The sequence below is a fragment of the Heyndrickxia ginsengihumi genome (assembly GCF_011008565.1).
Classification (GTDB): domain Bacteria; phylum Bacillota; class Bacilli; order Bacillales; family Bacillaceae_C; genus Weizmannia; species Weizmannia ginsengihumi.
The window spans coordinates 98,367-125,052 of sequence record NZ_JAAIWK010000004.1; the positions used below are offsets into that span (position 1 = coordinate 98,367).

Sequence of the window (26,686 nt, forward strand, 5' to 3'; positions counted from 1 at the left end):
ACAAATTAGCTCCGAAAATATATGTAGACTTCTGCGGGAGGATAGGCATTGGTGAGACCATGCAGAAAGCGAAGTATATTTCCGGGGCGGGGTTGGAGTATAATATACTTTTGTCCCAGCCTCTTAGTTTATTTTGTCCCTATTTATTAATAATAGAACGCAAGGCCATGTAGCGAAGATCTCTCAGATCCTTGGCGTAAATCATCTCTTCTCCTTAAAGAAGCGCAAACATTCATTCACTCACGCTAAAAAATTTTCGACTCAATTCCAATTTAAGAGAAATCGTTTGAATTAAATGAGATTAATTCTCAATTACTAATTGACATTGGTTTTTAATATCTATAAAATAGAAGATGAGAATGAGAATCAACTATAAACTGGTTGAAAATTGAACGCCTATAAAGATCACCATATTATTTATTTAAATCCAAGTTATTGATATCCTTTCAGTGGACGGACTAGTGTCAGTAGCTGAAAGGGTAAAAGAAATAGAAAAAGGAATACAATCATCACGTTAAGGACAAAAGAATTAAAAAAAGCGAGAATCACTTGTTTGTGATTCTCGCACATTGATCAAGACGTGAAAAATTCACGTGCCTTTTCTAAATAGACCATATCTTTTTCTTCTAATTCTTCTTCATGATAAATTGCTTCTACCGGACAAACGGCTTGGCATGCGCCACAGTCGATACAAATATCTGGATCGATATAGAACATATCTTTTCCTTCAGATATACAGTCAACTGGACAAACGTCAACGCATTCAGCAGCTTTTTCGTTTTCACACGGTGAAGTGATTACAAACGCCATTTTTTAAACCACCTTTTTATTTTTATTACCATTAATTTTAAAATACATAAAAACAAGGCAACAACATGCCTCATTTAATCCTTCATTAGTATATCATAATATACCATCTTCTAGTAAAATGAAACAATTCTTATAAAAAAATTTTTGAAAAGCTGTTTACATAAACTTGTTTAGTAATTCAATCAAGCTGTTCATAGAGTTGGCAGAGCAAGCGAGGAGGTCTGGGATCAGCCCGCGGAAAGAGAGTCATCCCGAAGCGAAAATCAACACCTTAGCAAAAATAACCCCCTATTTTAAACAGAATGACTTGTTGATTGAAGTGGAAATCACTTCTTTAATATAAATATAAGTGTGAAAAAATGTGAATGAATTTAATATTAAAAGGTATCTTTTTATATTATTTCTTTTTAAACATTTCTCTATGTATCCCTGTTAATATTTGAAACATTGCAGTCAATATGTAAGTATTTGCTTCAAATTGTGTGCGATCAAATGATAGAGTAGCTTTACAATTTTAATAGACAGAAGATACAATAAAAGAAAATTGGGTTTGAGAAAGAAGGGGTTATTTTGTCTAAAAGAATATTAGTTGTTGATGATGAACCGTCTATTGTTACATTACTAAAGTTCAACTTAGAAAAAAACGGCTTTGAAGTAATGACTGCAGATAATGGAATAGATGGATATACAATGGCAGCAGAAGGCACATTCGATTTCATTATTTTAGATTTAATGCTACCAGGCATGGATGGGATGGATGTTTGCAAACAATTACGGCAGGATAAAATTTCAACACCGATTCTCATGTTAACAGCAAAAGATGATGAGTTAGATAAAATTCTAGGACTAGAATTAGGGGCAGATGATTATTTAACGAAACCATTCAGTCCACGTGAAGTAATTGCAAGAATTAAAGCAATTTTACGGAGAACAAAAACAGAAAATGAAACGCAAGTAAAAACAGACCATGTGATTCATATAGGCTTTCTTGACATTTTTCCTGAACAATATGAAGCGACTTATAAAGGGGAAAAATTAGATCTTACTCCTAAAGAATTTGAATTGCTATTATATTTAGCAAATCATGCTGGTAAAGTCCTAAGCCGTGATCAACTACTTGATGCCGTCTGGAACTTTGATTTTGCCGGTGATACTCGTATAGTGGATGTTCATATTAGTCACTTACGTGAAAAAATTGAAGAAGATACGAAGCAACCAAAATATATCAAAACAGTTAGAGGTTTTGGATATAAAATGGAAGTTATGTAAATGAATAAATTATGGATACGCATTACGTTTACTTTTTTAACATTGCTAGCAGTTGTTTTACTTACGATAGGCCTTTTTATTGCTGATTTAGTTAAAAATACATATATGGATATGACAAGAACTCAATTAGCTCAAGACGCGAAATTATTGTCAAAGACGATGAATATTGAAAAATTAAGTAAAAAACCAGGCTTACTGCAGGAAAAAATTGCACATAATTACTCTACTTATGAACCGCGTGTAACGATTATTAATTTGAACGGTAAAGTGTTAGCTGATTCTTATAAAGATCCTACAAAAATGGAAAATCATGCGAATCGTCCCGAATTTAGGGAAGTTGTTGATCAACATCTTTCACGCGGAGAGTCTATTCGGCCTAGCAAAACACTCGGCTATAGTATGTTGTATGTTGCTCATCCGCTTAAATATCACGGAAAAACAGTTGCTGTTGTAAGAATCGCCATTTCTCTAGAAAAAATTGAGACGGTATTACGAAGGCTATGGATTAGTCTAGCTTGCGCATTGCTCATCGCTTTTGTTATTGCTGCAATAATAGGTTTCAGAATTGCTAAACGATTTACCCGACCAATTGAAGCAAGCATTGAAGTAAGTACCAGACTTATGGAAAAGGATTATGATAGCCGCGTGCATGTAAAAGCGAGTGGTGAGCTCAAACAATTAACGGGTGCCATTAATGATTTGGCGGAAAATTTAAAACAGCAAATGGATGAGATTAAGGAAAATCAACAAAGATTAACGGCTGTTTTAGAAAATATGGTTAGTGGTGTCATGCTAATCGATGCAACAGCACAAATTGTACTTGTGAATCGTGCGATGGAAAAATTAACAGGAATGACATCTGCACAATTAATAGGGAAGCGACATATTGAGGCATGGAAAAATTTTGGTTTAAGTCAATTAATTGACTATGCTTTTCATGATCGAAAGAGTATGCATGATGAAGTGCATTTATACTATCCAACTGAAAGGATTCTAGATGCTCATGTAGCACCGTACTTAGATGATAAAGGCAGTATAAAAGGTATTGTAACTGTTTTACATGATATTACGGATATACGCCGCTTGGAAAAAATCCGTAGTGAGTTTGTAGCAAATGTTTCACATGAATTAAAAACACCGATCACGTCAATTAAAGGATTCGCTGAAACATTACTCGATGGTGCAATACAAGATGAAGAAACTTGTCAATCATTTCTTAAAATTATTTATGATGAAAGCGATCGCCTTCATCGTTTAATTTCAGACATTCTTGATTTATCAAAAATTGAGCAGCATCGTATTCCGCTTAAAGTACATTCACTTGATTTAATCCAAGTTATTCATGAGACAATTGCAACAACGCAAGAGCGTATTCAAGCAAAGCAATTAACTGTTTTGCTTCCTACACAGCATGAGGTTATGATGGAAGCTGACAAAGACCGTCTTCAACAAATCATCTTAAATCTTGTTACAAACGCCATTGCCTATACCCCTGAAAAAGGTCTTATCCAAATTGAAGTGCAGGAAAGAACATCAGATCTTGATCTAATCGTTCGTGATACAGGAATCGGTATTTCAGAAACCGATTTACCACGTATATTTGAACGCTTCTATCGCGTAGATAAGGCACGTTCCCGTCAATCTGGGGGAACAGGCTTAGGACTAGCAATCGTAAAACATCTTGTTGAGTCATCGCAAGGGAAAATTGCTGTTCAAAGTGAGGAAGGTAAAGGGACCACGTTTACAATTACATTACCGAAAAAACAAAAAGTCTGACATCGTCAGACTTTTTGTTTTTATTCTATGAAGAGTAATGGATGATCTTAGATAAAAAAACATTTTAAAAGCAAACATTCCACTGGTTTGGAGAAGCGTCCGCTCGACTCCTGCGGGAAAAGCAAGACAGGCGAGACCATGCAAGAATGCAGCGACGAAGCGGCTCGGCGCTTGCCCGCGGAAAGCGAGCGGTACACTTTGGAAAACCACCATCTATCTAACATAAAGAGGGAACGGCAAACTTAAAAGCCAAAGAGACTGGGACAAAAGTATATTAACTAAAGAAACCCCGAATATTGCGCTCCAACCCCGCTCTGGAAATATCCTTCACTTTCCGCAGGCGGCTGGTGAGTTTCCCAGTGCAATGTTCGGCTTTAGCTACCACTTTTAAGTTTTGTCTACAGTCTTTTTTATATAAAGTATTTTATGAGAGATATAATGAGATGATGGAAAATAAATGACGAGAAACAATATGACTGAGAGAGATAGATTAGAAATGCTCACAATAGACCAGTTAATACTGCAAGATCATTTGGTACGTAAGGTTGAAGCTGCTATCGATTTCTCCTTCATTTATCTATTAGTTGAAAATCTCTACTCACCATTCGTTCGTCGGAGTATCAACCCTGTAGTGATGCTTAAAATGAATATGTATTCGGTATTTGCCCTATGCGACACATTATTAAAGAAATAGAAACAAACATGGTAACTTACTTGAATAGACTAGTTGATTGGAGCGGAAGGGGCTTGACTCCTGGGGGATTAGCGTTACAGACGAGACCCCGCAGGAGCGTTAGCGACGAGGAGGCTTGGCGAACGCCCCCCGGAAAGCAAGCACCTGGAGCGGAAATCAACGGTTTTTACCGCAATTCCATTCAAAAATGATAAAAGACATCGGGAGTAAGTGCTCTCGATGTCTTTTGTCGACAATTTGAAGTCTGACATTGTCAGATTTTTTTTACGAGGTCAATTATTTGTTCCGCAATATGTTTGCCGTTTAACATACAATCTGCTAGACCTACACCATAATAGGAACAGCCTGCTAATAAAACATTTGGATCGCTTGCTTTCAGTTTTTGATTTAATGAATCAATCGTTTTTCGATGATTCAAATCATATTTTGGCATTTTTTGGTGCCATTTTGTTACTTCAGCTGTCACTGGTTGACCGGTAATATGAAGACTTTTTTCTACATCTTTTAATGCGATCTTAACAAGCTCTTCCTTTGATAGATGATTAAGCATATCATATACTTTTGGATCAGAATTTTTATAAAAAAGTCGTAATAATAACTGTTTACGTTCTGAAGTATGCGACCATTTTCTGCTTGTCCATGTACAAGCGTTGCAAACTAAGTCACTATTTTCAGGGACAATAAATCCTGTACCATCACTAGGAAGAATTGAGTCAGGAAGATCAAAACCGAGATATACACTAATGAGTGATGCTGTTTTTAGTTGATTAAACTCAGCATCTAATGATGGATTGTTTAACAGTGACTGTGCAACTGTATGAGGAGTTGCTAATACGATATAGTCTGCTGTAATATGGCGATCATTTGAAAGTGAAATTGTATAACCTTTATGTTGCCGTTCAATTTTGAGTGCTCTCGTATTTTTTAAAATGGTCGCATCTACTAATGTTTCTTCTAGACGATCAATAAGCGTAGAAAGACCGTTTCTAAAAGAAATAAATTTTTTCCGATCAGCAGATAAAAATTGCTGCCGATGATGGTGAAACCCACGGATGATGCTTCCATATTCATTTTTATAATCTACAAGAAACGGTAGTGTTGTTGCTAACGTGAGTTCATGTAGTTTCCCTGAATAAACACCCGATAAAACTGGAGCGATTTGATATTGAACTAATTCCTTGCCAAAAAATTGCTCAAGAAATTCACCTACTGAGCTATCTTTTGTAAATGTAGCGTTCTTTGTAATCAAATCTTTCAATGCGACCACTTTTCCTTTTGTCGAGACTAATTCGCTTCGAAAAAGTGATTCAATACTAGTAGGAATTCCAAAAACGGTATCTTCTGGTATGGGCTTTAATTGCTGCTGCTGATAAAGATAAGATTTTCCAACATCATTATAGACAACGTCATTTTGTAACTGCAATTCCTCTAAAAGCTCACTTACACCTTTTTTACGAGCGACGATGGAATCTGCTCCAGTTTCCATTATAAATTCCCCGTTATGAACGGTACTAATCTTTCCGCCTAAACTTGCATTTTCTTCTACTAATGTTAAATGTAAATCAAGCTGAGCGTTCTTTTTTAATTTTTGAAGTTCATACATCATGGTGAGGCCTGTAATACCACCACCAATCACTACGACTGTTTTCAAGTCCTTCTCTCCTTTTAATTCTTTGTCCTCTTATTATATATCAATTAATCCTTTTATGCTGATGTTGAATTTGTCCGTAATGTGACACCGTGCCGTTTCTACTAATCATCTTTACAAATTCTTAACATTTCATTCATATAGGCTTAATACCATTCTACTATATTTAGTTTTGTAAGATTCATTCACACATAAACCTTAGGGGGCAAAAAGATGAGAAAGAAGTTTGTTGCTTTATTTAGTTTTCTATGCATTTTTGCAATTATTGCAGCGGGTTGTGGAAACAGTTCTTCTAGTAGTTCTAGTGGAAGCAACAAAAAAAGTAGCTCTTCTTCCAATGCTACTGGATCAATTACAGCAGTAGGTTCGACTGCTTTACAACCATTAGTACAGGAAGCAGCCACAGAATATATGAATAATCACTCTGGAACAACAATTAATGTTCAAGGTGGAGGAAGTGGCACTGGTTTAAGTAAAGCTGATGAAGGTGCAGTTGACATCGGTAACTCCGACGTTTTCGCTGAAGAAAAAGATGGCATTGACGCTAGTAAACTAGTAGATCATAAAGTAGCAGTTGTCGGATTTGCACCAGTTGCAAATAAAAATGTAGGTGTTAAAAACTTAACTAAAAAACAATTGATTGATATTTTTACAGGAAAAATTAAAAACTGGAAAGAAGTCGGCGGTGCTGACCAAAAAATCGTGATTATTAATCGTGCTGAAGGTTCTGGTACACGGGCTGTATTTGAAAAAACAGCGCTTGATGGTGCTACACCTGTAAAATCACAAGAACAAGATTCTTCTGGTACTGTTCAAAAAATCGTAAGTGAAACACCTGGAGCAATTAGTTATCTTGCATTCTCTTACCTAAACGATAAAGTGTTAGCTCTGAATGTAGATAATGTTAAGCCAACTGAAGCCAATGTTCAAACAAACAAATGGAAAATTTGGGCTTATGAACATATGTACACAAATGGTGAAGCAAAAGGACTCACAAAAGCATTTTTAGATTATATGCTTTCAGATGATGTGCAAACAAAACTTGTTCCAAAATTAGGTTACATGTCTGTAGCAGATATGAAAGTAGAAAAAGATGCTAAAGGCAACATTACAAAGAAATAAAAGATTTAAAAAACAGATATGAGTAGCAGGGGATTTAACCCCTGCACTTATGTCCGTTTTCTTATGTGAAAGAGAGGGGAAACAGTTTGAACGAAAAGGCGCTAAAGTGGACAGAAATTGAGAGTAAAAACAAAACATCTCAATCAAAAAGAAGTGTTGAAAGACGCGGTAAAATGATTACATTTGCTTGTATTGCCATAATGGTTATCATCGCTGTATCAATGCTCGTTTTTGTCGCTTCTAAAGGTTTGAGTACATTTTTTGTGAACAAAGCAAATGTCATTGAATTTTTCACTGGAACAAACTGGGATCCAGGAAAAACCGATAAGACAGGGGCGCCAGCATTAGGTGCATTGCCAATGATTATTGGATCTTTTGCGGTTACGTTTATGGCTGCAATCATTTGTGCACCGTTAGCGATTGGTGGGGCCGTATTTATGACCGAGATTTCTGCAAGAATTGGTCAAAAAATGTTACAGCCTGTTATTGAATTATTAGTTGGAATTCCTTCGGTTGTATATGGATTTGTCGGTTTAAGTGTTATTGTACCGTTTATTCGCGAACACGTATCTGGCAGTGGATTTGGTATTGCAGCAGGAACTGTTGTATTAACCATTATGATTTTGCCGACGATGATGAGTTTATCGGTTGATGCCATCCGTGCGGTACCAGCATCATTACGCGAAGCATCTTTAGCGCTAGGAGCAACAAGATGGCAAACGATTTATAAAGTTGTTTTAAAAACTGCTCGTCAAGGAATTTTGACTGCCATTATTTTCGGAATGGCACGCGCCTTCGGTGAAGCACTTGCTGTTCAAATGGTAATTGGAAACTCTACTGTTATACCAACTTCGTTATTTGAACCTTCCTCAACATTGACTAGTATTTTAACAATGGGAATGGGGAATACGGTCATGGGGCAAGTAGAAAATAATGCTTTATGGACGCTCGCACTTATTTTACTGCTCATGTCATTAATTTTTATCATCATCGTTAGAATTTTAGGACGCAGGAGGACATATTAATGAAAGCAAAAATAGCAGATCGCGTCGCAACTACAGTGTTATACGCCATTGCATTGTTTATTGTATGCTTGCTTGTTAGCTTATTGGGCTACATTTTAGTTCATGGCCTTTCTCACATTAGCTGGTCATTTATTACTTCACCGCCGCAAACATTTGCTAAAGGCGGGGGAATTGGTCCGCAACTATTTAATTCCTTCTATTTATTAGTGTTAACTTTGATCATTAGTATTCCACTTTCATTAGGTGCAGGCATTTATATGGCTGAATACGCGAAAAAGAATCTTGTGACCGATATACTGCGTACAGCTATAGAGGTTCTTTCATCACTGCCATCTATAGTTGTTGGATTGTTTGGGTTTTTATTCTTTGTGTTAACAATGGGATGGGGGTTCTCCATTCTATCAGGTGCATTTGCTTTAACACTTTTTAACTTGCCGCTTATGGTGCGAGTTGTCGAAGATTCATTAAGAGGTGTGTCATCACTACAGAAAGAGGCAGGCTTAGCTTTAGGAATTTCAAAATGGGAAACAATCAAACATATTTTACTGCCAGCTGCCTTACCAGGTATTGTCACAGGCGTTATTCTTGCATCAGGGAGAATATTTGGAGAAGCTGCAGCACTTATTTATACAGCGGGTATGAGTTCGCCAAACTTAGATTTTCATAATTGGAATCCATTGAATAGCACTTCTCCTTTAAATCCGTTACGTCCTGCTGAAACGTTGGCCGTCCATATTTGGAAAATAAACGGTGAAGGGATTATGCCTGATGCGGCTGCAATTTCTAGCGGTGCATCTGCTGTTCTCATTATTTTTATTCTTTTGTTTAATATAACCGCTCGTTTAATTGGAAAAATCATTCATAAGCGTATGACAGCAAGTTAAAAAGGAGGCGCTAATTATGGCGACAACAACATTAATGAAGCCTAAAAACGAATATTGGGAGACGCAAGCTGTTTCTTTTGAAAAAGAAACAAAGCCAAAGGAAAATATTTTAGAAACAAAGGATTTACGAGTTTTTTATGGAGAGAAAGAAGCGCTGCACGGTGTTAGTTTATCCTTTCCAAAAAATCATGTAACAGCTCTAATAGGACCATCTGGCTGTGGAAAATCAACATTTTTGCGCAGTTTAAATCGTATGAATGATGAAGTGGCAGGGTGTCGAGTAAAAGGAGATATTCTTTATCGAGGATCTAACTTGAATACGAATCATGCTGATATTTTTATGATACGGAAGCATATTGGCATGGTATTTCAAAAGCCAAATCCGTTTGCTAAGTCTATTTATGAAAATATTGCATTTGGTCCGAAACATCATGGCGTTAAAAAGAAAGTAGTATTAGATCAAATTGTAGAGGAAAGTTTACGAAAAGCAGCGATTTGGGATGAAGTAAAAGATAGACTGCACAAATCTGCACTAGCACTTTCAGGCGGTCAGCAACAGCGCCTTTGTATTGCGAGAGCTTTAGCAATGGAACCAGATGTATTATTACTTGATGAACCAGCATCTGCTTTAGACCCAGTTTCAACCGGAAAAATTGAAGAATTAATTAGAGAGTTAAAACAAGATTACACTGTGGCAATCGTGACTCACAATATGCAACAGGCTGCACGTATTTCAGATTATACAGCATTCTTTTACATGGGAAATTTAATTGAAGTCGATGAAACTTCAGTAATGTTTACGAATCCAAAACAAAAACAAACAGAAAATTATATTTCGGGAAATTTCGGTTGATTTTTGATCATTCATGTCATGTGTAAGGAGAATAGATGATGATGACTTTATTGAAGCAAGCTACAGAGAAAGATACAGCCATTCATGCTCAACATGTAAATGTATTTTATAACGATTATCAAGCATTACATCAAATAGATTTAGAGGTTAAAAGAAATCAAGTAACAGCGTTAATAGGTCCGTCTGGCTGTGGAAAATCTACTTTTCTACGTACTTTAAATCGTATGAATGATCAAGTTCCTGGATTCCGGGTAGAAGGAAATATTTTCATTGAGAATCAGCAAATTTATGATTCAAAAATAGATATTGTTAATTTACGGAAAAATGTTGGGATGGTTTTCCAACGTGCAAATCCGTTTCCAATGTCAATTTATGATAATGTTGCATACGGCCCTCGCATCCATGGGATTAAACGAAAAAAAGTATTAGATGAAATTGTTGAAAAAAGTTTACGCTATGCGGCTTTATGGGATGAAGTGAAAGACCGTTTGCATGCTTCGGCTATTGGTCTATCTGGCGGACAGCAACAAAGATTAGTCATTGCGAGAGTACTAGCAGTTGAACCAGCTATCATTTTAATGGATGAACCTGCATCTGCACTTGACCCAATAGCAACTGCGAAAATCGAGGAATTGATGCTGGAGTTGAAAAAGTCCTATACAATCGTTGTTGTTACACATAGCATGCAGCAAGCAGCACGTGTTTCTGATCAAACCGCATTCTTTTTAAATGGAAAAATTGTAGAATTTGCTGAGACGAAAAAATTATTTACCAATCCTCAATTTCAAGAAACGGAAGACTATATTTCTGGACGTTTTGGGTAATGCCAAGGAAGGGGGCTATTCATGGTCAGACGAATGTTCGAAGATCGGTTGCTAGAATTGCATGAAACTTTATTTAAAATGGGGTTGCTAGTGGAAGAGGCTATTTATAAAAGTGTGCAATCTTTTATTGAAAAAGACAGTACGATAGCGAATGAAGTGATCTTGGAAGATCAGAAGATTAATGATTTTGAAATAGAGATTGAGAAAAAATGCTTTGAATTAATTGCAACCCAACAACCAGTTGGCAAGGATTTACGTTTAATTGCAACGATGCTAAAGGTTTCTACTGATTTAGAACGAATAGGGGATCATGCTGTAAGTATCGCCAAGACGACAGGAACATTAAGATATGAACCAGCTATTCATATGTATACCCAAATCCAAGAAATGGCTAATACTGTAAAATCAATGGTTCACGAGGGGCTTGATGCCTTTATTGCACTTGATGAAACAAAAGCAATTGAGGTTTCTAAAAGAGATGATGATATTGATCGAGACTTTAAATTGACTTTTTCAGAACTTGTAGAACTTATGAAACATGATCAATCTAATATTCAACAAGCATCTTATCTATTGCTTGTTGTTCAGCATTTAGAACGGATCGGTGATTACGTTACAAATGTTTGCGAGTGGATCGTGTATTTAAAGACTGGATCTCTTGTTGATTTAAATTAAATATAGCAATGTGGACGATGAATAAATCCAGAAACCTTGACGCTGGGTTTATTTTTTTTTAGAATATTATGCAATATACACAAGCTGATCACCACACATCATCATAAGATGTAAAAGAGGGTTTTATTGCAATACTTGGACAAAGTTCTATTGCTAACAATAAGATTCAGACTTTTAGAAAAAAGTCATCATTCTTTATAAGGAGTGAATTTCATGGGTGTGCACCATTATTTTAAAACGTTGTCAGATCTTGAGAAAATCTATCGATGTCCTGGAAAATTTAAATTTCAAGAACATTCAGTTGCAAGTCATTCTTTTAAAGTAACGAAAATTGCACAGTTTTTTGGAACAGTTGAAGAAAATGCGGGGCAGCAAGTAGATTGGCGGGCATTATATGAAAAAGCAATCAACCATGATTATCCTGAACTATTTACAGGAGATATTAAAACACCTGTAAAATATTCATCCGCAGAATTACACAGATTATTTACCCAAGTTGAAGAGGAAATGACAAAAAATTTTATTTTACGAGAGTTTCCAAAGGAATTTCGTGATATTTATTTAAACAGATTTAAGGAAGGAAAAGATGATACACTCGAGGGGAAAATATTATCTGTTGCGGATAAAGTAGACCTATTATATGAATCATTTGGTGAGATTCAAAAAGGGAATCCTGAACCGCTCTTCCAAGAAATTTATGAGGAATCTTTGCGAACGATCTTGCAATTTTCTGATATGGCATCGGTACAATACTTTTTAAAACATATTTTGCCTGAGATTTTATCGGAACGTTTTATTGAACAAAGCGAACTTCGAGCCATTACGAATAAAATCATTGAAAATGAATTCGAAAAATAATTCATTTTCAATGATTTTTTCTTGTATTTTTTCATGATATATAAAAAAATAAAGATAATCATCTTTTTATTCATCTATTGCAGAAGACATATTGTATTTACATATATTTAATTCCTTAGTGAATTTATTAGTTGGAGTGATCTTAAATGATTGACAAAGTATTGGCTGCTGTCTTTTTTCCGTGTTTCCTTGTCATTTTCTTTTCAAGAGTTACCTTTAACCAAGTAGTTGGTCTTATTCTATCTGTCGCACTTATTGTGGCATCCGTTTATAAAGGATACACCCATACTTGGCTTCTGTTTCTTATCGATGCAGCTTCTTTGACGATCGGATTTTATTTTGCTAACATCATGTTACATAAACAAAAAAAGAAACAGCGAGAACGCAGATTGAAATAGTTGAAAACATGCGGTAAGGATGAATGTCCCTACCGCTGTTTTCTATTTAAAAGCATCGATTAGAGCGAAATAAACGAAACAATGGATCAATTACATCTAAAACACCCGTTGTTTTTTAAAAAAAGGGGAAAATTTGTTCGTATTTATTGATTATTCCTATTTTGTTTGTGGTAAAATAAAAACTATAAAAATAGGAAATGACTGATATAAAAGGAAAAAGAGAAAGAGACAAATCAAACAAAAAGGAGGTCTTTCGTTGGAACAACATCCATTTCAGCTCGTTTCAAAATATCAACCTCAAGGAGATCAGCCTGAAGCAATTCGTCAACTCGTTGAAGGGATCCGCACAGGTAAAAAACATCAAACATTGCTTGGGGCAACAGGGACAGGAAAGACCTTTACGATTTCGAATGTAATTAAAGAAGTAAATAAACCTACACTCATTATTGCACATAATAAGACATTGGCCGGTCAGCTTTATAGTGAATTTAAAGAGTTTTTTCCAAATAATGCAGTTGAGTATTTTGTCAGTTATTATGACTATTATCAGCCTGAGGCTTATGTACCGCAAACAGATACATATATTGAAAAAGATGCAAGCATTAATGATGAGATAGATAAGTTACGGCATTCTGCCACCTCTAGCTTATTCGAACGGAATGATGTCATTATTATCGCCAGTGTCTCCTGTATTTATGGTTTAGGTTCACCAGAGGAGTACCGTGATTTAGTTGTGTCGTTAAGAGTAGGGATGGAGATTGAGCGAAATCGATTATTAAGTAAACTCGTCGATATTCAGTATGCAAGAAACGATATTGATTTCCAACGTGGAACTTTCCGTGTTCGCGGTGATGTAGTTGAAATCTTCCCTGCTTCCCGTGATGAACATTGTATTCGCATCGAATTTTTTGGAGATGAAATTGATCGGATAAGGGAAGTAGATGCACTTACTGGGGAAATTATTGCTGATCGTGACCATGTAGCAATTTTTCCGGCTTCTCACTTCGTTACACGAGAAGAAAAAATGAAAATCGCGATTCAAAACATTGAAAAGGAGTTAGAGGAAAGATTAAAAGTAATGAGGGACGCTGGAAAATTATTAGAAGCGCAACGCTTAGAGCAGCGGACTAATTATGATTTAGAAATGATGAGGGAAATGGGATTTTGTTCTGGTATTGAAAACTATTCCCGCCACTTAACATTACGTCCGCCAGGTGCAACACCATACACATTACTTGATTATTTTCCAAAAGATTTCCTACTTGTAATAGATGAATCGCATGTTACGATACCACAGATTCGCGGGATGTATAACGGTGACCAAGCAAGGAAACAAGTTCTCGTCGACCATGGTTTTCGGCTTCCATCAGCATTGGATAACCGTCCTCTTCGCTTTGAAGAGTTTGAGGATCATATTTCCCAAATTGTGTATGTATCTGCAACACCAGGTCCTTATGAATTAGAGCATACACCACAAGTTGTTGAGCAAATTATCCGTCCAACAGGATTATTAGATCCGATGATTGATGTTCGTCCGATTGAAGGACAAATTGATGACTTGCTTTCCGAAATTAATGAGCGAATTGCAAAGAAGGAAAGAGTTTTAATTACAACATTAACAAAGAAAATGTCGGAGGATTTAACCGATTATTTAAAGGAAATTGGTATTAAAGTTCAATATTTACATTCTGAGATTAAAACTTTAGAAAGAATTGAAATTATTCGCGATCTTCGTCTTGGCAAATATGATGTCCTTGTTGGCATTAATTTGCTCCGGGAAGGGCTTGATATTCCTGAGGTCTCCCTTGTCGCGATATTAGATGCTGATAAGGAAGGATTTTTACGTTCGGAACGTTCATTGATTCAGACAATTGGTCGTGCAGCTCGAAATGCAAACGGTCAAGTAATCATGTATGCTGATAAGATAACAGACTCAATGAAAAAAGCGATTGAGGAGACGAAACGTCGCCGCAAGATTCAAGAAGAATATAATGAGCAACATGGTATTACACCTAAAACGATTCAAAAAGACATTCGCGATACGATTCATGCCACATACGTAGCAGAAGAAACAGAAACGTATGAAGCAGCAGAAACAAGTAAAGCAATGACAGCAGAAGAACGTGAGAAGCTGATTGTTGAATTAGAAGAAAAAATGAAGGAAGCGGCAAAAGCGTTAGATTTTGAGACGGCTGCGAAACTTCGAGATACCCTTTTAGATTTAAAAGCGGAAGGATGACCTTTATATGGGACAAGATTATATTACTGTAAAGGGAGCGCGTGTCCATAATTTAAAAAATATTGATGTGACGATTCCAAGAGATAAACTTGTTGTATTAACAGGACTATCGGGTTCTGGAAAATCATCATTGGCGTTTGATACCATTTATGCTGAAGGACAAAGGCGTTATGTTGAATCATTGTCTGCCTATGCACGCCAATTTTTAGGACAAATGGATAAACCTGATGTCGATGCGATTGACGGATTATCTCCAGCAATTTCTATTGATCAAAAAACGACGAGCCGAAATCCGCGCTCAACAGTGGGTACTGTAACGGAAATTTATGATTATTTACGTTTATTGTATGCGCGGATAGGAAGACCGATCTGTCCAAATCACGGGATTGAAATCACATCGCAGACTGTTGAACAAATGGTTGACCGAATTATCGAATATCCTGAAAGAACGAAACTTCAAGTATTAGCTCCGATTATTTCGGGTAAAAAGGGCGCTCATGTCAAAGTGCTAGAGGATATAAAAAAACAAGGATTTGTTCGTATCCGTGTAGATAAAGAGATGCAAGATTTAAGTGAACCGATAGAATTGGATAAAAATAAAAAGCATTCAATAGATGTTGTAGTAGATCGTATCGTCGTAAAAGAAGGAGTAGAAACGAGACTTGCGGATTCCCTTGAGACAGCATTAAAGCTTGCTGATGGAAAAGTCATTATTGACGTCATTGACCAAGAAGAATTGCTTTTTAGTGAACATCTAGCATGTCCGCTATGCGGATTTTCTATTGATAAGTTAGAACCAAGAATGTTTTCGTTTAATAGTCCTTTCGGTGCTTGTCCGGAATGTGATGGACTTGGATCTAAATTAATCGTTGATATGGACGCTGTCATTCCGGACTGGTCGCTTTCATTAAATGAAAATGCAATTGCGCCTTGGGAACCAATTAGTTCGAAATATTACCCTCAATTATTAAAGGCTGTTTGCGATCATTATGGAATTGATATGGATACACCTGTTCGCGATTTGCCAAAGCATCAAATGGATAAAATTTTACACGGTTCTGGTAGTGAAAAAGTCTATTTTCATTACGAAAATGATTTTGGCATGGTTCGCGATCATTATATTGAGTTTGAAGGAGTTATTCGCAACATTGAACGCCGCTACAATGAAACGAGCTCTGATTTTACACGCGAACAGATGGAAAAGTATATGGCACAACAGCCGTGCCCAAAATGTAAAGGATATCGTCTTAAACCTGAAAGTCTTGCGGTGAAGATTAATCAGAAACATATTAGTGAAGTAACTAAATTCTCAATTGCAGAAGCTGCGCACTTTTTCCATCATCTAGATTTAACAGAAAAGGAACAAACGATTGCAAATTTGATTTTGCGCGAAATTGATTCGCGACTAGGTTTTTTGAATAATGTAGGATTGGATTATTTAACATTAAGCCGTTCGGCAGGTACGCTATCAGGTGGAGAGGCGCAGCGGATTCGTCTTGCAACGCAAATTGGTTCGAAGTTAACAGGTGTTTTGTACGTATTAGATGAACCGTCTATTGGCTTGCATCAGCGCGATAATGATCGGCTAATTGAAACGTTGAAAAATATGACGAGCATTGGCAATACCCTGATTGTCGTAGAACACGATGAAGATACGATGCTTGCTGCTGACTATTTAATCGATATCGGTCCAGGCGCTGGCGTTCATGGTGGAGAGATAGTTGCTGCTGGAACCCCTGAAGAAGTGATGAATGATCCGCATTCTCTCACAGGAAAATATTTGTCTGGAAAAAAATTCATTCGTTTGCCAATTGAGAGAAGAAAAGGTGATGGCCGTTTTATAGAAATAAAAGGTGCTAAGGAAAATAATTTAAAAAATGTTAATGTGAAATTTCCACTCGGGACTTTTATAGCTGTTACAGGTGTATCAGGCTCAGGAAAAAGTACGCTTGTGAATGAAGTTCTTCACAAAGCATTGGCACAAAAATTATACAAATCTAAAGAGAAACCTGGTGCACATAAAGAAATTAAAGGAATTGAACATCTTGATAAAGTTATTGATATCGATCAATCACCAATAGGAAGAACGCCGCGTTCAAATCCTGCTACTTATACAGGTGTTTTCGATGATATTCGTGATGTTTTTGCAGCAACGAATGAAGCAAAAATCCGCGGCTATAAAAAAGGAAGATTTAGCTTTAATGTAAAAGGTGGCAGGTGCGAAGCTTGCCGCGGTGATGGAATCATTAAAATTGAAATGCACTTTTTGCCAGATGTTTACGTACCTTGTGAAGTATGTCACGGGAAAAGGTATAATCGAGAAACATTAGAGGTAACATATAAAGGAAAAAATATTGCAGATGTTTTGGATATGACAGTAGAAGATGCTTTAGAATTCTTTGAAAATATCCCGAAAATAAAGCGGAAATTGCAAACAATCGCAGATGTCGGGTTAGGATATATTAAATTAGGGCAGTCTGCAACAACATTGTCAGGCGGAGAAGCACAGCGGGTAAAACTAGCTTCGGAATTGCATCGACGTTCAACAGGTCGCTCGCTTTATATATTAGATGAGCCAACAACAGGTTTGCATGTCGATGATATTGCAAGGCTACTAGATGTTTTACAAAGGCTCGTTGAGAACGGAGATACTGTTCTTGTCATTGAGCACAATTTAGATGTGATTAAAACAGCAGATTATATTGTTGATTTAGGACCAGAAGGTGGAGATAAGGGCGGAACAATTGTAGCAACAGGAACACCGGAAAACATTGCAGGGCATCCTCAATCATATACGGGCAAATATTTAAAACCTATATTAAAAAGAGACCGTGCAAGAATGGAACATGACATTCAACAGATTGGGACTGTATAATGATAAAAGTCTGACACGTATCAAATGAAAACACTTGAATATGGCGTCAGACTTTTTGTTTATTTTTTTAGTTGTCCTGTTAACTTCATGAAAAACACATCGAATATGAACTGAAAAACATTCAATATTCTTTTCCATCGTGAAGGCTGCTTAAGAAGTCGATACAGCCATTCAATATTTAATGCTTGCCAAACTTTTGGGGCCCGTTTCACACGATTTGCCCAGACATCAAAACTACCACCGACACCGATGAAAATTCCTTTTTTAAATAGAGAAAGATGATTTGCAATCCATTCTTCCTGTTTCGGGAAGCCTAAGCCGACAAAAACTAAATCTACTTCTTTTTTTTGAATTTCATCTACTATTGATTGATCATTTTCATCAATATATCCGTGATGATAGCCAGCGATATCTATATGAGGATATTTTTTCTTTATATTATGAACGGCATCTTCAATGACCTCTGGTTTTGCTCCGAGAAAAAAGACACGGTATGAATGGTCATTTGCTAAAGATAGGAGCTGAGTCATTAAATCGAAACCAGCAAGTCTTTCATGTAATGGTGAACCTACTAATTTAGAAGCAACAATGACACCAATTCCATCTGGTATAACATAATCAGCTGATTGGATCGTCTTTTTATAAGAAGGTTGACTGCCAGCTAATTTTAAAATTTCTGGATTTGCGGTAACAACGAATGTTTTTTTCGAATCTTTTATTCTCTCGTGCAGTTCATCCGTTAACTGATTCATATTTGAATGAACGAATGAAATTCCCAATACTTTTTTTGTTTCAAGCATCCTTCAACATCCTTACCAGGTATAGTTTGTCTAAAAATGTAGATTAGTATATTTAAAGTGAATGGATCAAGACTATTCAACTAGTTAGACAGCCTCTTGATTTTTTGTAAAGCTAGTGTATCATATCTTAAAAAGATTGAATAGGTATGCTCATATGAAAATGTTGGTGAAAAGTTTGCCAATTATAAGCAATCAGTAAGTATTTGAATTCCAATCAAAATAGACTATAATGTGTTATGTTGGAAATGATAAATATAAATGTTTAAGGGAAATATAAGAATAATATAGGATAATTTCAAGATATTACTGAACTAGGGAGAGAGTTAAATGAAAAAAGTAATCACATATGGCACATTCGATTTGCTTCATTGGGGACATATTAATTTGCTAAGAAGAGCAAAAGAACTTGGTGATTATTTAATTGTAGGTTTGTCTTCTGATGAATTTAATCAAATTAAAAATAAAAAATCTTATCATAGCTATGAAAACAGAAAAATGATTTTAGAAGCGATCCGCTATGTAGATGAAGTAATCCCGGAACATAATTGGGAACAGAAAATTGAGGATGTTCAAAAGCATAATATTGATGTTTTTGTTATGGGCGATGATTGGAAAGGAAAATTTGACTACTTGAAAGAATATTGTGAAGTCGTTTATTTACCAAGAACCGTAGGCATTTCAACATCAAAAATTAAAAATGATTTATTTTCTGTGAAATAATGGCTAGAGAATTATTTGTTACCATATACTTGTTGTTCTTTCGCATTTTATTTTTAGTATGCAAATTATTTCCATTGCAAAAAAAAATTGCGTTCGTTGTGTCGTTTAAACAGAACAACTTATATGTATACAAAGAAATTAAAAAGCAGCAAATTCCTGTAAAGATTGCTTTTATGTGTACTTCTTCCTGTTATGATAATGTTAGAAAAGAATTACCAACAGAAGAAGTACGCATGTTTGGTATTAACCGTCCGTTTGATTTTCTTAAAAGCATCTACCATCTTGCTACATCAGAATATGTGGTGGTAGATAATTACTACGGATTTTTGGCTGCTGTTCAATTTAAAGATGGCGTTGAGTGTATCCAATTATGGCATGCTGCTGGCGCAATTAAAACATTTGGTTTAAAAGATCGTAATATTCATCATCGCAGTAACAGAGCACTAAAAAGATTTAAAAAGGTTTATTCTCAATTTCATAAGGTCGTTGTCGGTTCTGATACAATGAAGCACATTTTCATGGAAGCATTCGGTCTTCCTTATGAAAATTTTTTATGCACGGGTGTTCCTAGAACCGATTTTTTTTATGATGAAAAATTGAAATCTACCATTATTAAAAAATTATATGATGCCAATCCTGAATTAAGAAACAAAAAGATCATTTTATATGCCCCAACATTTCGGGATGATGAATTAGATCATTTTCAATTGATGCTAGATGTAGAAAAAATGTTTAATGAATTACATCAAGATCATGTATTGCTCATTAAGTTGCATCCGGCAATCAGACATCATTTAGAATTAGAGGACTATAATGGGTTTGTATTTGATTATTCATACTATAAAGATGTGAATGAGCTATTATTAATTACAGATATTTTAATTACAGATTATTCATCGATTCCTTATGAATTTTCAATTTTGCAACGGCCGATGATTTTTTATCCATATGATTTGCAAAAATATGAAGAGAAGCGTGGATTTTGGGAAACATATGATAAAATGGTTCCAGGACCAGTCGCATTCGACACAAATCGCGTTATTCAGCTTATTAAACATAAACAATTTGACATACATTTGATCGCGGATTTTTCAAAATCCTGGAATACTTATTCAACAGGGAAATCAAGTGAAAAATTGGTAAAGTATCTTTATCAACATGAGGGAGATACGATTGTTGAGAGGAGTTAAGAATACATATGGTAGAACAGACGTTCAAAAGATGTACATTAAAAGAGTTGAGAATTGAACGTGATGATTATGTGCTTGATATATATGTTCCAACTCGTAAAGTATCAGAAGACAGTATATTATTTGTAAACATGATTGAAAGATATACAGAAAAAGAAGTAACTCTTGCTGCAAATGAAATAGAAAGAACAGATGAACTTATTTTAATTCAGGCGAGAATAGAAAAACGTCAATATGAGCAGTTGATGAGTGATAATACTTTCTGGGATGTTTATATTATATCTGAACAAGAAAATGATGTGGATACAGAAGAAGATAGTGATAGTGAAGCACCAAAAATAACTAAGTTTCGTGTGAAAAGCAATCAACAATATTTGGAACTATTATATACACATCAAAAAGAAATAGGAAAATTGTGGATACCATATGCAACAAATAAACAAAACCTATCATTCAAGATAAAAGAGCCACATATCATTGCGAGAGTAGAAGATGCTATTCTTGATAAAAACGGTATATTGACGCTTAAAGGGTTTGCAATTGATCCTTTAGAGAAAGATGTTATGTTGGAAAAAAATCTTGTTCTACAAGATGCAAATCATGAATTTGAAAAGAAGTACCCAGTTCAAACAGTTGAACGTCCAGATTTAGCAGAACAGTATGGTGATGGCGGGAAAACCTACAATTTTGCCGGTTTTACGGTTCAAGTGAATGTCATTGATTTAATTGAACGTATCGACGATAAAATTAGAATCAAGGCATATATTGAAATGCCGATCAATGGAGTGCCTGTACTAAGTTCACGCCTTAAATATGTTATCCATCATAAGCCGTATGCTGCTCAACGATATGTTAAAAAGGTAAATCAACAAAAGAAAAGAATTTCGTTAGCACGAACAAAAAAAGCAAAATATTTACGCTTGACAGTTGATGACTATTCTCTCATCCGTAGCGCTAAATCACTTGTTAGAAGGAAATTGATCGGGTTTAAGAAAAGTAAACAAATCAAAAAGACATATAAGTTAGCTTTCAAAATCATTGGTACATTACCGGCTAAGAAAAATGTAGTTATGTTTGAAAGTTTTCTTGGAAAGCAATATAGCGATAATCCTCGTGCGATTTACGAATACATGAAAGAGCACCATCCAGAGTTCAAACTGTATTGGAGCATTGATAAAAGATTTATTCATAATTTTGAAGGAAAAGATTTAATATACATTAACCGCTTTTCGATTAAATGGTTATTTGCTATGGCGCGAGCTCGTTATTGGGTGACGAATAGTCGGATGCCATTATGGATTCCGAAGCCAAAACATACAATTTATTTGCAAACATGGCATGGAACACCGTTAAAAAAATTAGCTGCCGATATGGATGAAGTTCATATGCCAGGTACAACGACAAGTAAATATAAACGGAATTTCTTGAAGGAAGCTAGTAATTGGGATTATTTAATTTCTCCAAATGCCTACTCGACAGAAATTTTCCGTCGAGCATTCCAATTTGAAAAAGAAATGTTAGAAACTGGTTATCCGAGAAATGATGTATTGTATAATGAAAATAAAAAAGAAACGATCGAAGCATTTAAAGTAAAATATGGATTGCCACTTGATAAAAAAGTCATACTGTACGCCCCAACTTGGCGTGATAATCAATTCTATGGAAAAGGTCGATATAAATTTGACTTAGCCCTTGATTTAACAATGTTAAAAGAGCGTCTTGGCGATGAGTATATTATTGTGCTTAGGATGCACTATCTTGTTGCTGAAAACTTTGACTTAACGCCATATACAGGATTCGCCTATGATTTTTCAAATCATGAAGATATTCGCGAACTGTATCTAGTGGCTGATTTACTAATTACAGATTACTCGTCTGTGTTTTTTGATTATGCGAATTTAAAACGACCAATGATTTTCTTTGTTTATGATATTGATGATTATCGTGATAATCTACGTGGCTTTTATTTCGATTTTGAAGAAAATGCACCAGGACCTTTAGTAAAAACAACTGAACAAGTAATCGTGGAGATTCGCAAGTTAGAATCGAACGGATTTACACTTTCAGAAACATTTAATGCATTCTATAATAAATTTTGCTATTTAGAGTCTGGACATTCTTCACAAAAGGTTGTGGATCGTGTATTTCGGGGAAGGAAAGACATATGAAGTCAATGATTACAGTTTTAAAGGAACAAATGAATAGTTTTTACTTAATTATGCGATTGTCCTTATATGAAATGAGAAGTGACAATAAAAATAATTATTTAGGAATTTTATGGGAAATTATTAATCCAATGATTCAAATCGCAGTGTATTGGTTTGTATTTGGTTATGGAATTAGGGGAGGACATAAACCTTTAGGGTTTATTCCATGGCTATTTGCAGGGATGACGATTTGGTTTTTTATTAATCCCGCTGTACTGCAAGGATCAAAATCGATATATACACGTATTCGAATGGTTGCGAAAATGAATTTCCCAATGAGTGCGATCCCGAGTTATGTTATATTCTCAAAGTTTTATCAGCATTTAATGCTATTAGTAGTGATAATGGTTATTTTGCAATTTTTAGGGCATCCCGTGTCGATTTATTATGCTGAGCTGCCTTATTATATGTTTAGTGTTCTAGTATTTACCTTTGCTTTATCACTGATCACATCGACGTTGTCAACGATTGTACGGGATGTGCAAATGATCGTTCAAGCGGTTATGAGAATGATGATCTATTTAACACCGGTGTTGTGGGATCCGTCAAATCTTGGTCCAAAAGTCCAAACAATAATGAAATTAAATCCTTTCTATTATGTGATTGAAGGCTATCGTTCTGCATTGCTAGGCAATACTGGCTGGTACTTTATTTCACATTGGCATTATACAGTATATTTTTGGGTTGTAACGATTATTATGTTAATGATTGGCTCTACTTTACATTTAAAATTTAGAAGTCGCTTTGTTGATTTCCTCTAAAAAAATTTGTCAATATAGTGAACAAAATATATTTCAAAAAAGTCGTTTTAATGACGGCTTTTTTGTTTATATTTAAAGTATAATAATGGTAAATTATTGTAATAATGGGGGGAATTACATTGGGAAATGTTACACCAGTTTTTATTTTTAATTCATTAGACATTGTTAGAGGCGGATTAACGAAAGCTGTTTTAACAAGAGCAAATACATTAGTTGAGTATTTTCCAGAAACACAATTTTTCACATTACTGTATCAAAGAGATCATAAAGAAATTATTCAAAAGTTGTATGAAAGTGGAAAATTGGATAAACGTATTAAAGTTCATAATTTCTTTTTGGATGCTATACCTTCAAAGGATGAAAGCAAAATAAATTCGACATCAGTCATCCAATCAGTTAAAGAGCAAGGGCTCATAGAATTTATTGATTCTGGTTCAAAACAACCAGCCTATCGTTACTATCAAAATGGATTGTATGTAAAGTATAAAAAATTCGATAAACAACAGCGGCTAATGTTTATCGATTATATGGATGAAGGCCGGCATCGCACAAGAAGAGAAGAGTTTGATCCAGATGGTAACTTATCAAGAATTCAACATATGGATTTAGTGACAAATACTCCAAAACTAGAGCGTTATGTAGACAGCAATGGTGAATGTTTTCTATCAATATGGGTAAATCCAAAAAGTAAAAAAAGCGGACGTTGTTTACTATTTCATCCAAAACCACGTGAATTTAATGACATTAGTAAGCTATATGCATTTTGGATCGCTGAAAAAATAAAACATCTAAATCATCCTATTTTAATGTCAGACTCTAGAGCTACTGATGAAGTTTTATTAAATATTAAAGAAAATGGTGTTAAAAAAATCGCGATTTGTCATAACAACCATTTTACAAAACCATATACAAAAGATAGTGAAATCAAAAAGACATGGGTCCCTTTATTAACAAATCTAAATGAGTTCGATAGAGTTGTTTTGTTAACAAATGAACAAAGGGAGGACATCGAAGAAACGTTTGGAAACCGTGATATTTTACGAGTAATTCCGCATAGTGTACAGCCAATTGAGACAAGCCATCAAAAGGTGGAACCATCACCATATTTGGCTGTTACTTTAGCTCGTTACAATGTCCAAAAAAGATTAGATGAAGCCATCAAAGCTTTTCAATTTGTAGTTGAAAAAATTCCAAACGCTGAGTACCATATTTATGGATTTGGTTCTGAAGAGGATAAACTAAAAGACTTAATTTCAAAATTAAAGCTACAAAAGCATGTATTTCTAAAAGGATTTACAAATGATGCAGTAGCCACTTATCAAAGTGCATGTTGTTCTATTTTAACTTCAGACTATGAAGGATTTGGACTTGTCATGACGGAGAGTTTGGCAGCAGGTACACCAGTAGTTGCATATGATATTAAATATGGTCCTCGTGATATCATTAGGGATGGGGTAGATGGCTATCTTGTTCCTAAAGGTGATCAAAAACAATTAGCAGAGAAAATTATTTACTTAATGGAAAATCCGAATATACGGAAACAGTTCTCAGAACATGCAAAAGATGTATTTCAACGTTTTAATTATGAAGATTATAAAAGACAGTGGAAAGAATTATTTATGGAATTTGAACCAAATAATAATGAAAATCAAGAGATAGAACAAGATGTAGAAGAAAAACAAGAGAAGCGTAGCATGTGGAGAATGCTATTCAAGAAATAATAACAACAGTGTAAAGTGACTCCCTCACAGAAGAACGAATAATTTCTGTGAGGTTTTTTACTTTCTTAAATAAATATGAAACTTACATATTGGGTATACGTAAATATAGTAATGATGTTTTTTAAAAAAGGAGGCATTACGATGGAGGATCAACGTAAACGGATATTAGAGCTTGTAAAAACGGGTACATTAACGATAGAGGAAGCGCTGACGCTTTTAGAGGCTTTAGACAAAGAACAACAGCATAAAAGTAAAACGCAAAACGAAGAAAGAAATCAAGCTGAAGAACAACATCAGAATGAGCATAATGAACAACAGAGCTCAACGAAGGATAAGGAACAGGCGAATACTTTTACGGAAGCAAAAGATAAAATATTTGATTTTGTAGGTGGAGCATTGAAAAAAATAAAAGATTTTGATTTTCCATTAAACCAGTCGGTAGAAATTTCGCATGTATTCCAGCAATCATCGGCAAATATAAACAGCATTAAGATTGACGTTGACCACGGGCATGTTCGCTTTAAGCAGTGGGACCAAGAGGATGTACGGATTGAATGTGAGGTAAAAGTATTTCGAACTGATGATTTCGAAGAAGGACGGAAATTTTTTCTGAACAATAGTACGTTTACACTTGACGATGAGCAATTGCAGTTTACAACTCATTCAAAATGGATGAAAGTGGATACGATTGTGTATGTTCCGCAACATAAGTATGAAACCATCGTTCTCCGCACTTTTAATGGATCAATACATGGTGAAGATATGACGGCGGTAAAAACAAATATAAAAACATTGAATGGCAAAATTTTTATTAAAGATAGTGAAATCAATCGTTTAGAAGCAGAAACGGCGAATGGAACGATTGACTTTGAAAAGAGTAATATCAATGAAGTTGAAGCGCAAACGATGAATGGGGAAATTAAATGGAATGGCGCATTTGTAACATCGGATTTTGAATCATTTAATGGGAATATTTCTATTTCCTTAACAGATGAGTATGCAGATACACTACATGCCAAAACTGTAACAGGAAATATTGAAATTATATTGCCTGACAAAACGGCAGTACAAGGAGAATGTAAAAGTAATTTTGGGAACTTCATGATTGCTTTAGAAGGAATTGAACGTATGGATGAGAAAAAAGAGATGATCCAAAAACAACTTCGTTTCAGCAGAAATTATGATACGAATAAACATTTATATATTTTTGCAGATGCTAAAACTGGAGCGGTATCTATTAAAGAAGGAGAAATGGATAAAAAGAAAGAACCTATTACGAATGAAGCGGAGGAAACTCAAGCAGACAGTCATGAAGAATAGGCTAGTCCTATAATAGC

General features: G+C 35.2%; 21 protein-coding genes and 1 pseudogene. 19 read left to right on the forward strand and 3 right to left on the reverse strand.

Annotation, left to right across the window (positions count from 1 at the left end):
• Positions 1-573 precede the first annotated feature (573 nt).
• Positions 574-810, reverse strand: coding sequence for a ferredoxin family protein (locus G4D61_RS04325; protein ID WP_025727161.1), 237 nt, complete (start codon positions 808-810; stop codon positions 574-576).
• 570 nt (positions 811-1,380) lie between these two features.
• On the opposite strand from G4D61_RS04325, the gene G4D61_RS04330 reads away from it, so the two are divergent.
• From G4D61_RS04330 to G4D61_RS04340, 3 genes and pseudogenes are all read left to right on the forward strand, one after another.
• Complete coding sequence (locus tag G4D61_RS04330) at positions 1,381-2,079, forward strand: response regulator transcription factor (protein ID WP_025727160.1); 699 nt, start codon at positions 1,381-1,383, stop codon at positions 2,077-2,079.
• The gene (pnpS, locus tag G4D61_RS04335) at positions 2,080-3,855 is read left to right on the forward strand and encodes a two-component system histidine kinase PnpS (RefSeq protein WP_035353047.1); all 1,776 of its coding nucleotides are present in this window, start codon (positions 2,080-2,082) and stop codon (positions 3,853-3,855) included.
• 457 nt (positions 3,856-4,312) lie between these two features.
• A pseudogene (locus tag G4D61_RS04340) lies at positions 4,313-4,560 on the forward strand (transposase); the annotation flags it as partial.
• A gap of 242 nt (positions 4,561-4,802) precedes the next feature.
• Here the strand turns inward: G4D61_RS04340 and G4D61_RS04345 are convergent.
• Positions 4,803-6,200 (reverse strand): protoporphyrinogen oxidase, encoded by a 1,398-nt coding sequence (locus G4D61_RS04345; protein ID WP_035353053.1) that lies wholly within the window; start codon positions 6,198-6,200, stop codon positions 4,803-4,805.
• A 210-nt stretch (positions 6,201-6,410) separates the two neighbouring features.
• Between G4D61_RS04345 and G4D61_RS04350 the strand changes: the two genes are divergently transcribed.
• The 10 genes from G4D61_RS04350 (at position 6,411) to uvrA (ending at position 17,950) form a co-directional block, all read left to right on the forward strand.
• Complete coding sequence (locus G4D61_RS04350; protein WP_163173317.1) at positions 6,411-7,319, forward strand: phosphate ABC transporter substrate-binding protein; 909 nt, start codon at positions 6,411-6,413, stop codon at positions 7,317-7,319.
• An 86-nt stretch (positions 7,320-7,405) separates the two neighbouring features.
• The gene (pstC, locus tag G4D61_RS04355; protein ID WP_035353056.1) at positions 7,406-8,344 is read left to right on the forward strand and encodes a phosphate ABC transporter permease subunit PstC; all 939 of its coding nucleotides are present in this window, start codon (positions 7,406-7,408) and stop codon (positions 8,342-8,344) included.
• Positions 8,344-9,228: a phosphate ABC transporter permease PstA gene (gene pstA / locus G4D61_RS04360; RefSeq protein WP_035353059.1), complete on the forward strand. Its 885-nt coding sequence runs from the start codon at positions 8,344-8,346 to the stop codon at positions 9,226-9,228. Before pstC ends, pstA begins: the two co-directional genes overlap by 1 nt.
• A gap of 16 nt (positions 9,229-9,244) precedes the next feature.
• Positions 9,245-10,081 carry a phosphate ABC transporter ATP-binding protein PstB gene (pstB, locus tag G4D61_RS04365; RefSeq protein ID WP_163173319.1) on the forward strand — a complete coding sequence of 279 codons (837 nt, stop codon included), beginning with the start codon at positions 9,245-9,247 and terminating at the stop codon, positions 10,079-10,081.
• Positions 10,082-10,119: 38 nt separating this feature from the next.
• The gene (gene pstB / locus G4D61_RS04370; RefSeq protein WP_163173321.1) at positions 10,120-10,905 is read left to right on the forward strand and encodes a phosphate ABC transporter ATP-binding protein PstB; all 786 of its coding nucleotides are present in this window, start codon (positions 10,120-10,122) and stop codon (positions 10,903-10,905) included.
• 21 nt (positions 10,906-10,926) lie between these two features.
• Complete coding sequence (gene phoU, locus G4D61_RS04375; RefSeq protein ID WP_025727151.1) at positions 10,927-11,580, forward strand: phosphate signaling complex protein PhoU; 654 nt, start codon at positions 10,927-10,929, stop codon at positions 11,578-11,580.
• A gap of 213 nt (positions 11,581-11,793) precedes the next feature.
• Positions 11,794-12,438 carry an HD domain-containing protein gene (locus G4D61_RS04380; RefSeq protein WP_025727150.1) on the forward strand — a complete coding sequence of 215 codons (645 nt, stop codon included), beginning with the start codon at positions 11,794-11,796 and terminating at the stop codon, positions 12,436-12,438.
• Between the two features lie 146 nt (positions 12,439-12,584).
• Entirely contained in the window at positions 12,585-12,836 is a 252-nt protein-coding gene (locus tag G4D61_RS04385; protein ID WP_025727149.1) for a CsbA family protein, read from the forward strand.
• A gap of 256 nt (positions 12,837-13,092) precedes the next feature.
• Positions 13,093-15,075, forward strand: a complete 1,983-nt coding sequence (gene uvrB, locus G4D61_RS04390) for an excinuclease ABC subunit UvrB (RefSeq protein WP_025727148.1) — start codon at positions 13,093-13,095, stop codon at positions 15,073-15,075.
• A 7-nt stretch (positions 15,076-15,082) separates the two neighbouring features.
• Complete coding sequence (gene uvrA / locus G4D61_RS04395; RefSeq protein WP_035353062.1) at positions 15,083-17,950, forward strand: excinuclease ABC subunit UvrA; 2,868 nt, start codon at positions 15,083-15,085, stop codon at positions 17,948-17,950.
• Positions 17,951-18,009: 59 nt separating this feature from the next.
• Here uvrA and G4D61_RS04400 read toward each other — a convergent pair whose 3' ends face one another.
• Entirely contained in the window at positions 18,010-18,750 is a 741-nt protein-coding gene (locus tag G4D61_RS04400) for a WecB/TagA/CpsF family glycosyltransferase (RefSeq protein ID WP_025727146.1), read from the reverse strand.
• Positions 18,751-19,077: 327 nt separating this feature from the next.
• Between G4D61_RS04400 and tagD the strand changes: the two genes are divergently transcribed.
• From tagD to G4D61_RS04430, 6 genes are all read left to right on the forward strand, one after another.
• Positions 19,078-19,470: a glycerol-3-phosphate cytidylyltransferase gene (gene tagD, locus G4D61_RS04405; RefSeq protein ID WP_025727145.1), complete on the forward strand. Its 393-nt coding sequence runs from the start codon at positions 19,078-19,080 to the stop codon at positions 19,468-19,470.
• A 74-nt stretch (positions 19,471-19,544) separates the two neighbouring features.
• Positions 19,545-20,660, forward strand: a complete 1,116-nt coding sequence (locus tag G4D61_RS04410; protein ID WP_306304293.1) for a CDP-glycerol glycerophosphotransferase family protein — start codon at positions 19,545-19,547, stop codon at positions 20,658-20,660.
• Between the two features lie 8 nt (positions 20,661-20,668).
• Positions 20,669-22,828, forward strand: a complete 2,160-nt coding sequence (locus G4D61_RS04415) for a CDP-glycerol glycerophosphotransferase family protein (RefSeq protein WP_035353067.1) — start codon at positions 20,669-20,671, stop codon at positions 22,826-22,828.
• Positions 22,825-23,628 (forward strand): ABC transporter permease, encoded by an 804-nt coding sequence (locus tag G4D61_RS04420; protein ID WP_025727142.1) that lies wholly within the window; start codon positions 22,825-22,827, stop codon positions 23,626-23,628. The genes G4D61_RS04415 and G4D61_RS04420 overlap by 4 nt, the downstream gene beginning before the upstream one ends.
• 119 nt (positions 23,629-23,747) lie before the next feature.
• A complete protein-coding gene (locus G4D61_RS04425; RefSeq protein ID WP_025727141.1) occupies positions 23,748-25,349 on the forward strand; it encodes a glycosyltransferase in 1,602 nt (533 codons plus the stop codon).
• 141 nt (positions 25,350-25,490) lie between these two features.
• Positions 25,491-26,669 carry a DUF4097 family beta strand repeat-containing protein gene (locus G4D61_RS04430; RefSeq protein WP_025727140.1) on the forward strand — a complete coding sequence of 393 codons (1,179 nt, stop codon included), beginning with the start codon at positions 25,491-25,493 and terminating at the stop codon, positions 26,667-26,669.
• The last annotated feature ends 17 nt before the right edge of the window (positions 26,670-26,686 follow it).

What these genes read in the sequence shown, in the direction of transcription:
- tagD (WP_025727145.1), top strand. Translation starts at nt 19,078, where the DNA reads ATGAAAAAAGTAATCACATATGGCACATTCGATTTGCTTCATTGGGGA.
- pnpS (WP_035353047.1), top strand. Translation starts at nt 2,080, where the DNA reads ATGAATAAATTATGGATACGCATTACGTTTACTTTTTTAACATTGCTA.
- G4D61_RS04350 (WP_163173317.1), top strand. Translation starts at nt 6,411, where the DNA reads ATGAGAAAGAAGTTTGTTGCTTTATTTAGTTTTCTATGCATTTTTGCA.
- G4D61_RS04420 (WP_025727142.1), top strand. Translation starts at nt 22,825, where the DNA reads ATGAAGTCAATGATTACAGTTTTAAAGGAACAAATGAATAGTTTTTAC.
- G4D61_RS04400 (WP_025727146.1), bottom strand. Translation starts at nt 18,750, where the DNA reads ATGCTTGAAACAAAAAAAGTATTGGGAATTTCATTCGTTCATTCAAAT.
- G4D61_RS04430 (WP_025727140.1), top strand. Translation starts at nt 25,491, where the DNA reads ATGGAGGATCAACGTAAACGGATATTAGAGCTTGTAAAAACGGGTACA.
- G4D61_RS04325 (WP_025727161.1), bottom strand. Translation starts at nt 810, where the DNA reads ATGGCGTTTGTAATCACTTCACCGTGTGAAAACGAAAAAGCTGCTGAA.
- uvrA (WP_035353062.1), top strand. Translation starts at nt 15,083, where the DNA reads ATGGGACAAGATTATATTACTGTAAAGGGAGCGCGTGTCCATAATTTA.
- G4D61_RS04385 (WP_025727149.1), top strand. Translation starts at nt 12,585, where the DNA reads ATGATTGACAAAGTATTGGCTGCTGTCTTTTTTCCGTGTTTCCTTGTC.
- pstB (WP_163173319.1), top strand. Translation starts at nt 9,245, where the DNA reads ATGGCGACAACAACATTAATGAAGCCTAAAAACGAATATTGGGAGACG.
- phoU (WP_025727151.1), top strand. Translation starts at nt 10,927, where the DNA reads ATGGTCAGACGAATGTTCGAAGATCGGTTGCTAGAATTGCATGAAACT.
- G4D61_RS04380 (WP_025727150.1), top strand. Translation starts at nt 11,794, where the DNA reads ATGGGTGTGCACCATTATTTTAAAACGTTGTCAGATCTTGAGAAAATC.
- pstA (WP_035353059.1), top strand. Translation starts at nt 8,344, where the DNA reads ATGAAAGCAAAAATAGCAGATCGCGTCGCAACTACAGTGTTATACGCC.
- pstB (WP_163173321.1), top strand. Translation starts at nt 10,120, where the DNA reads ATGATGACTTTATTGAAGCAAGCTACAGAGAAAGATACAGCCATTCAT.
- G4D61_RS04415 (WP_035353067.1), top strand. Translation starts at nt 20,669, where the DNA reads ATGGTAGAACAGACGTTCAAAAGATGTACATTAAAAGAGTTGAGAATT.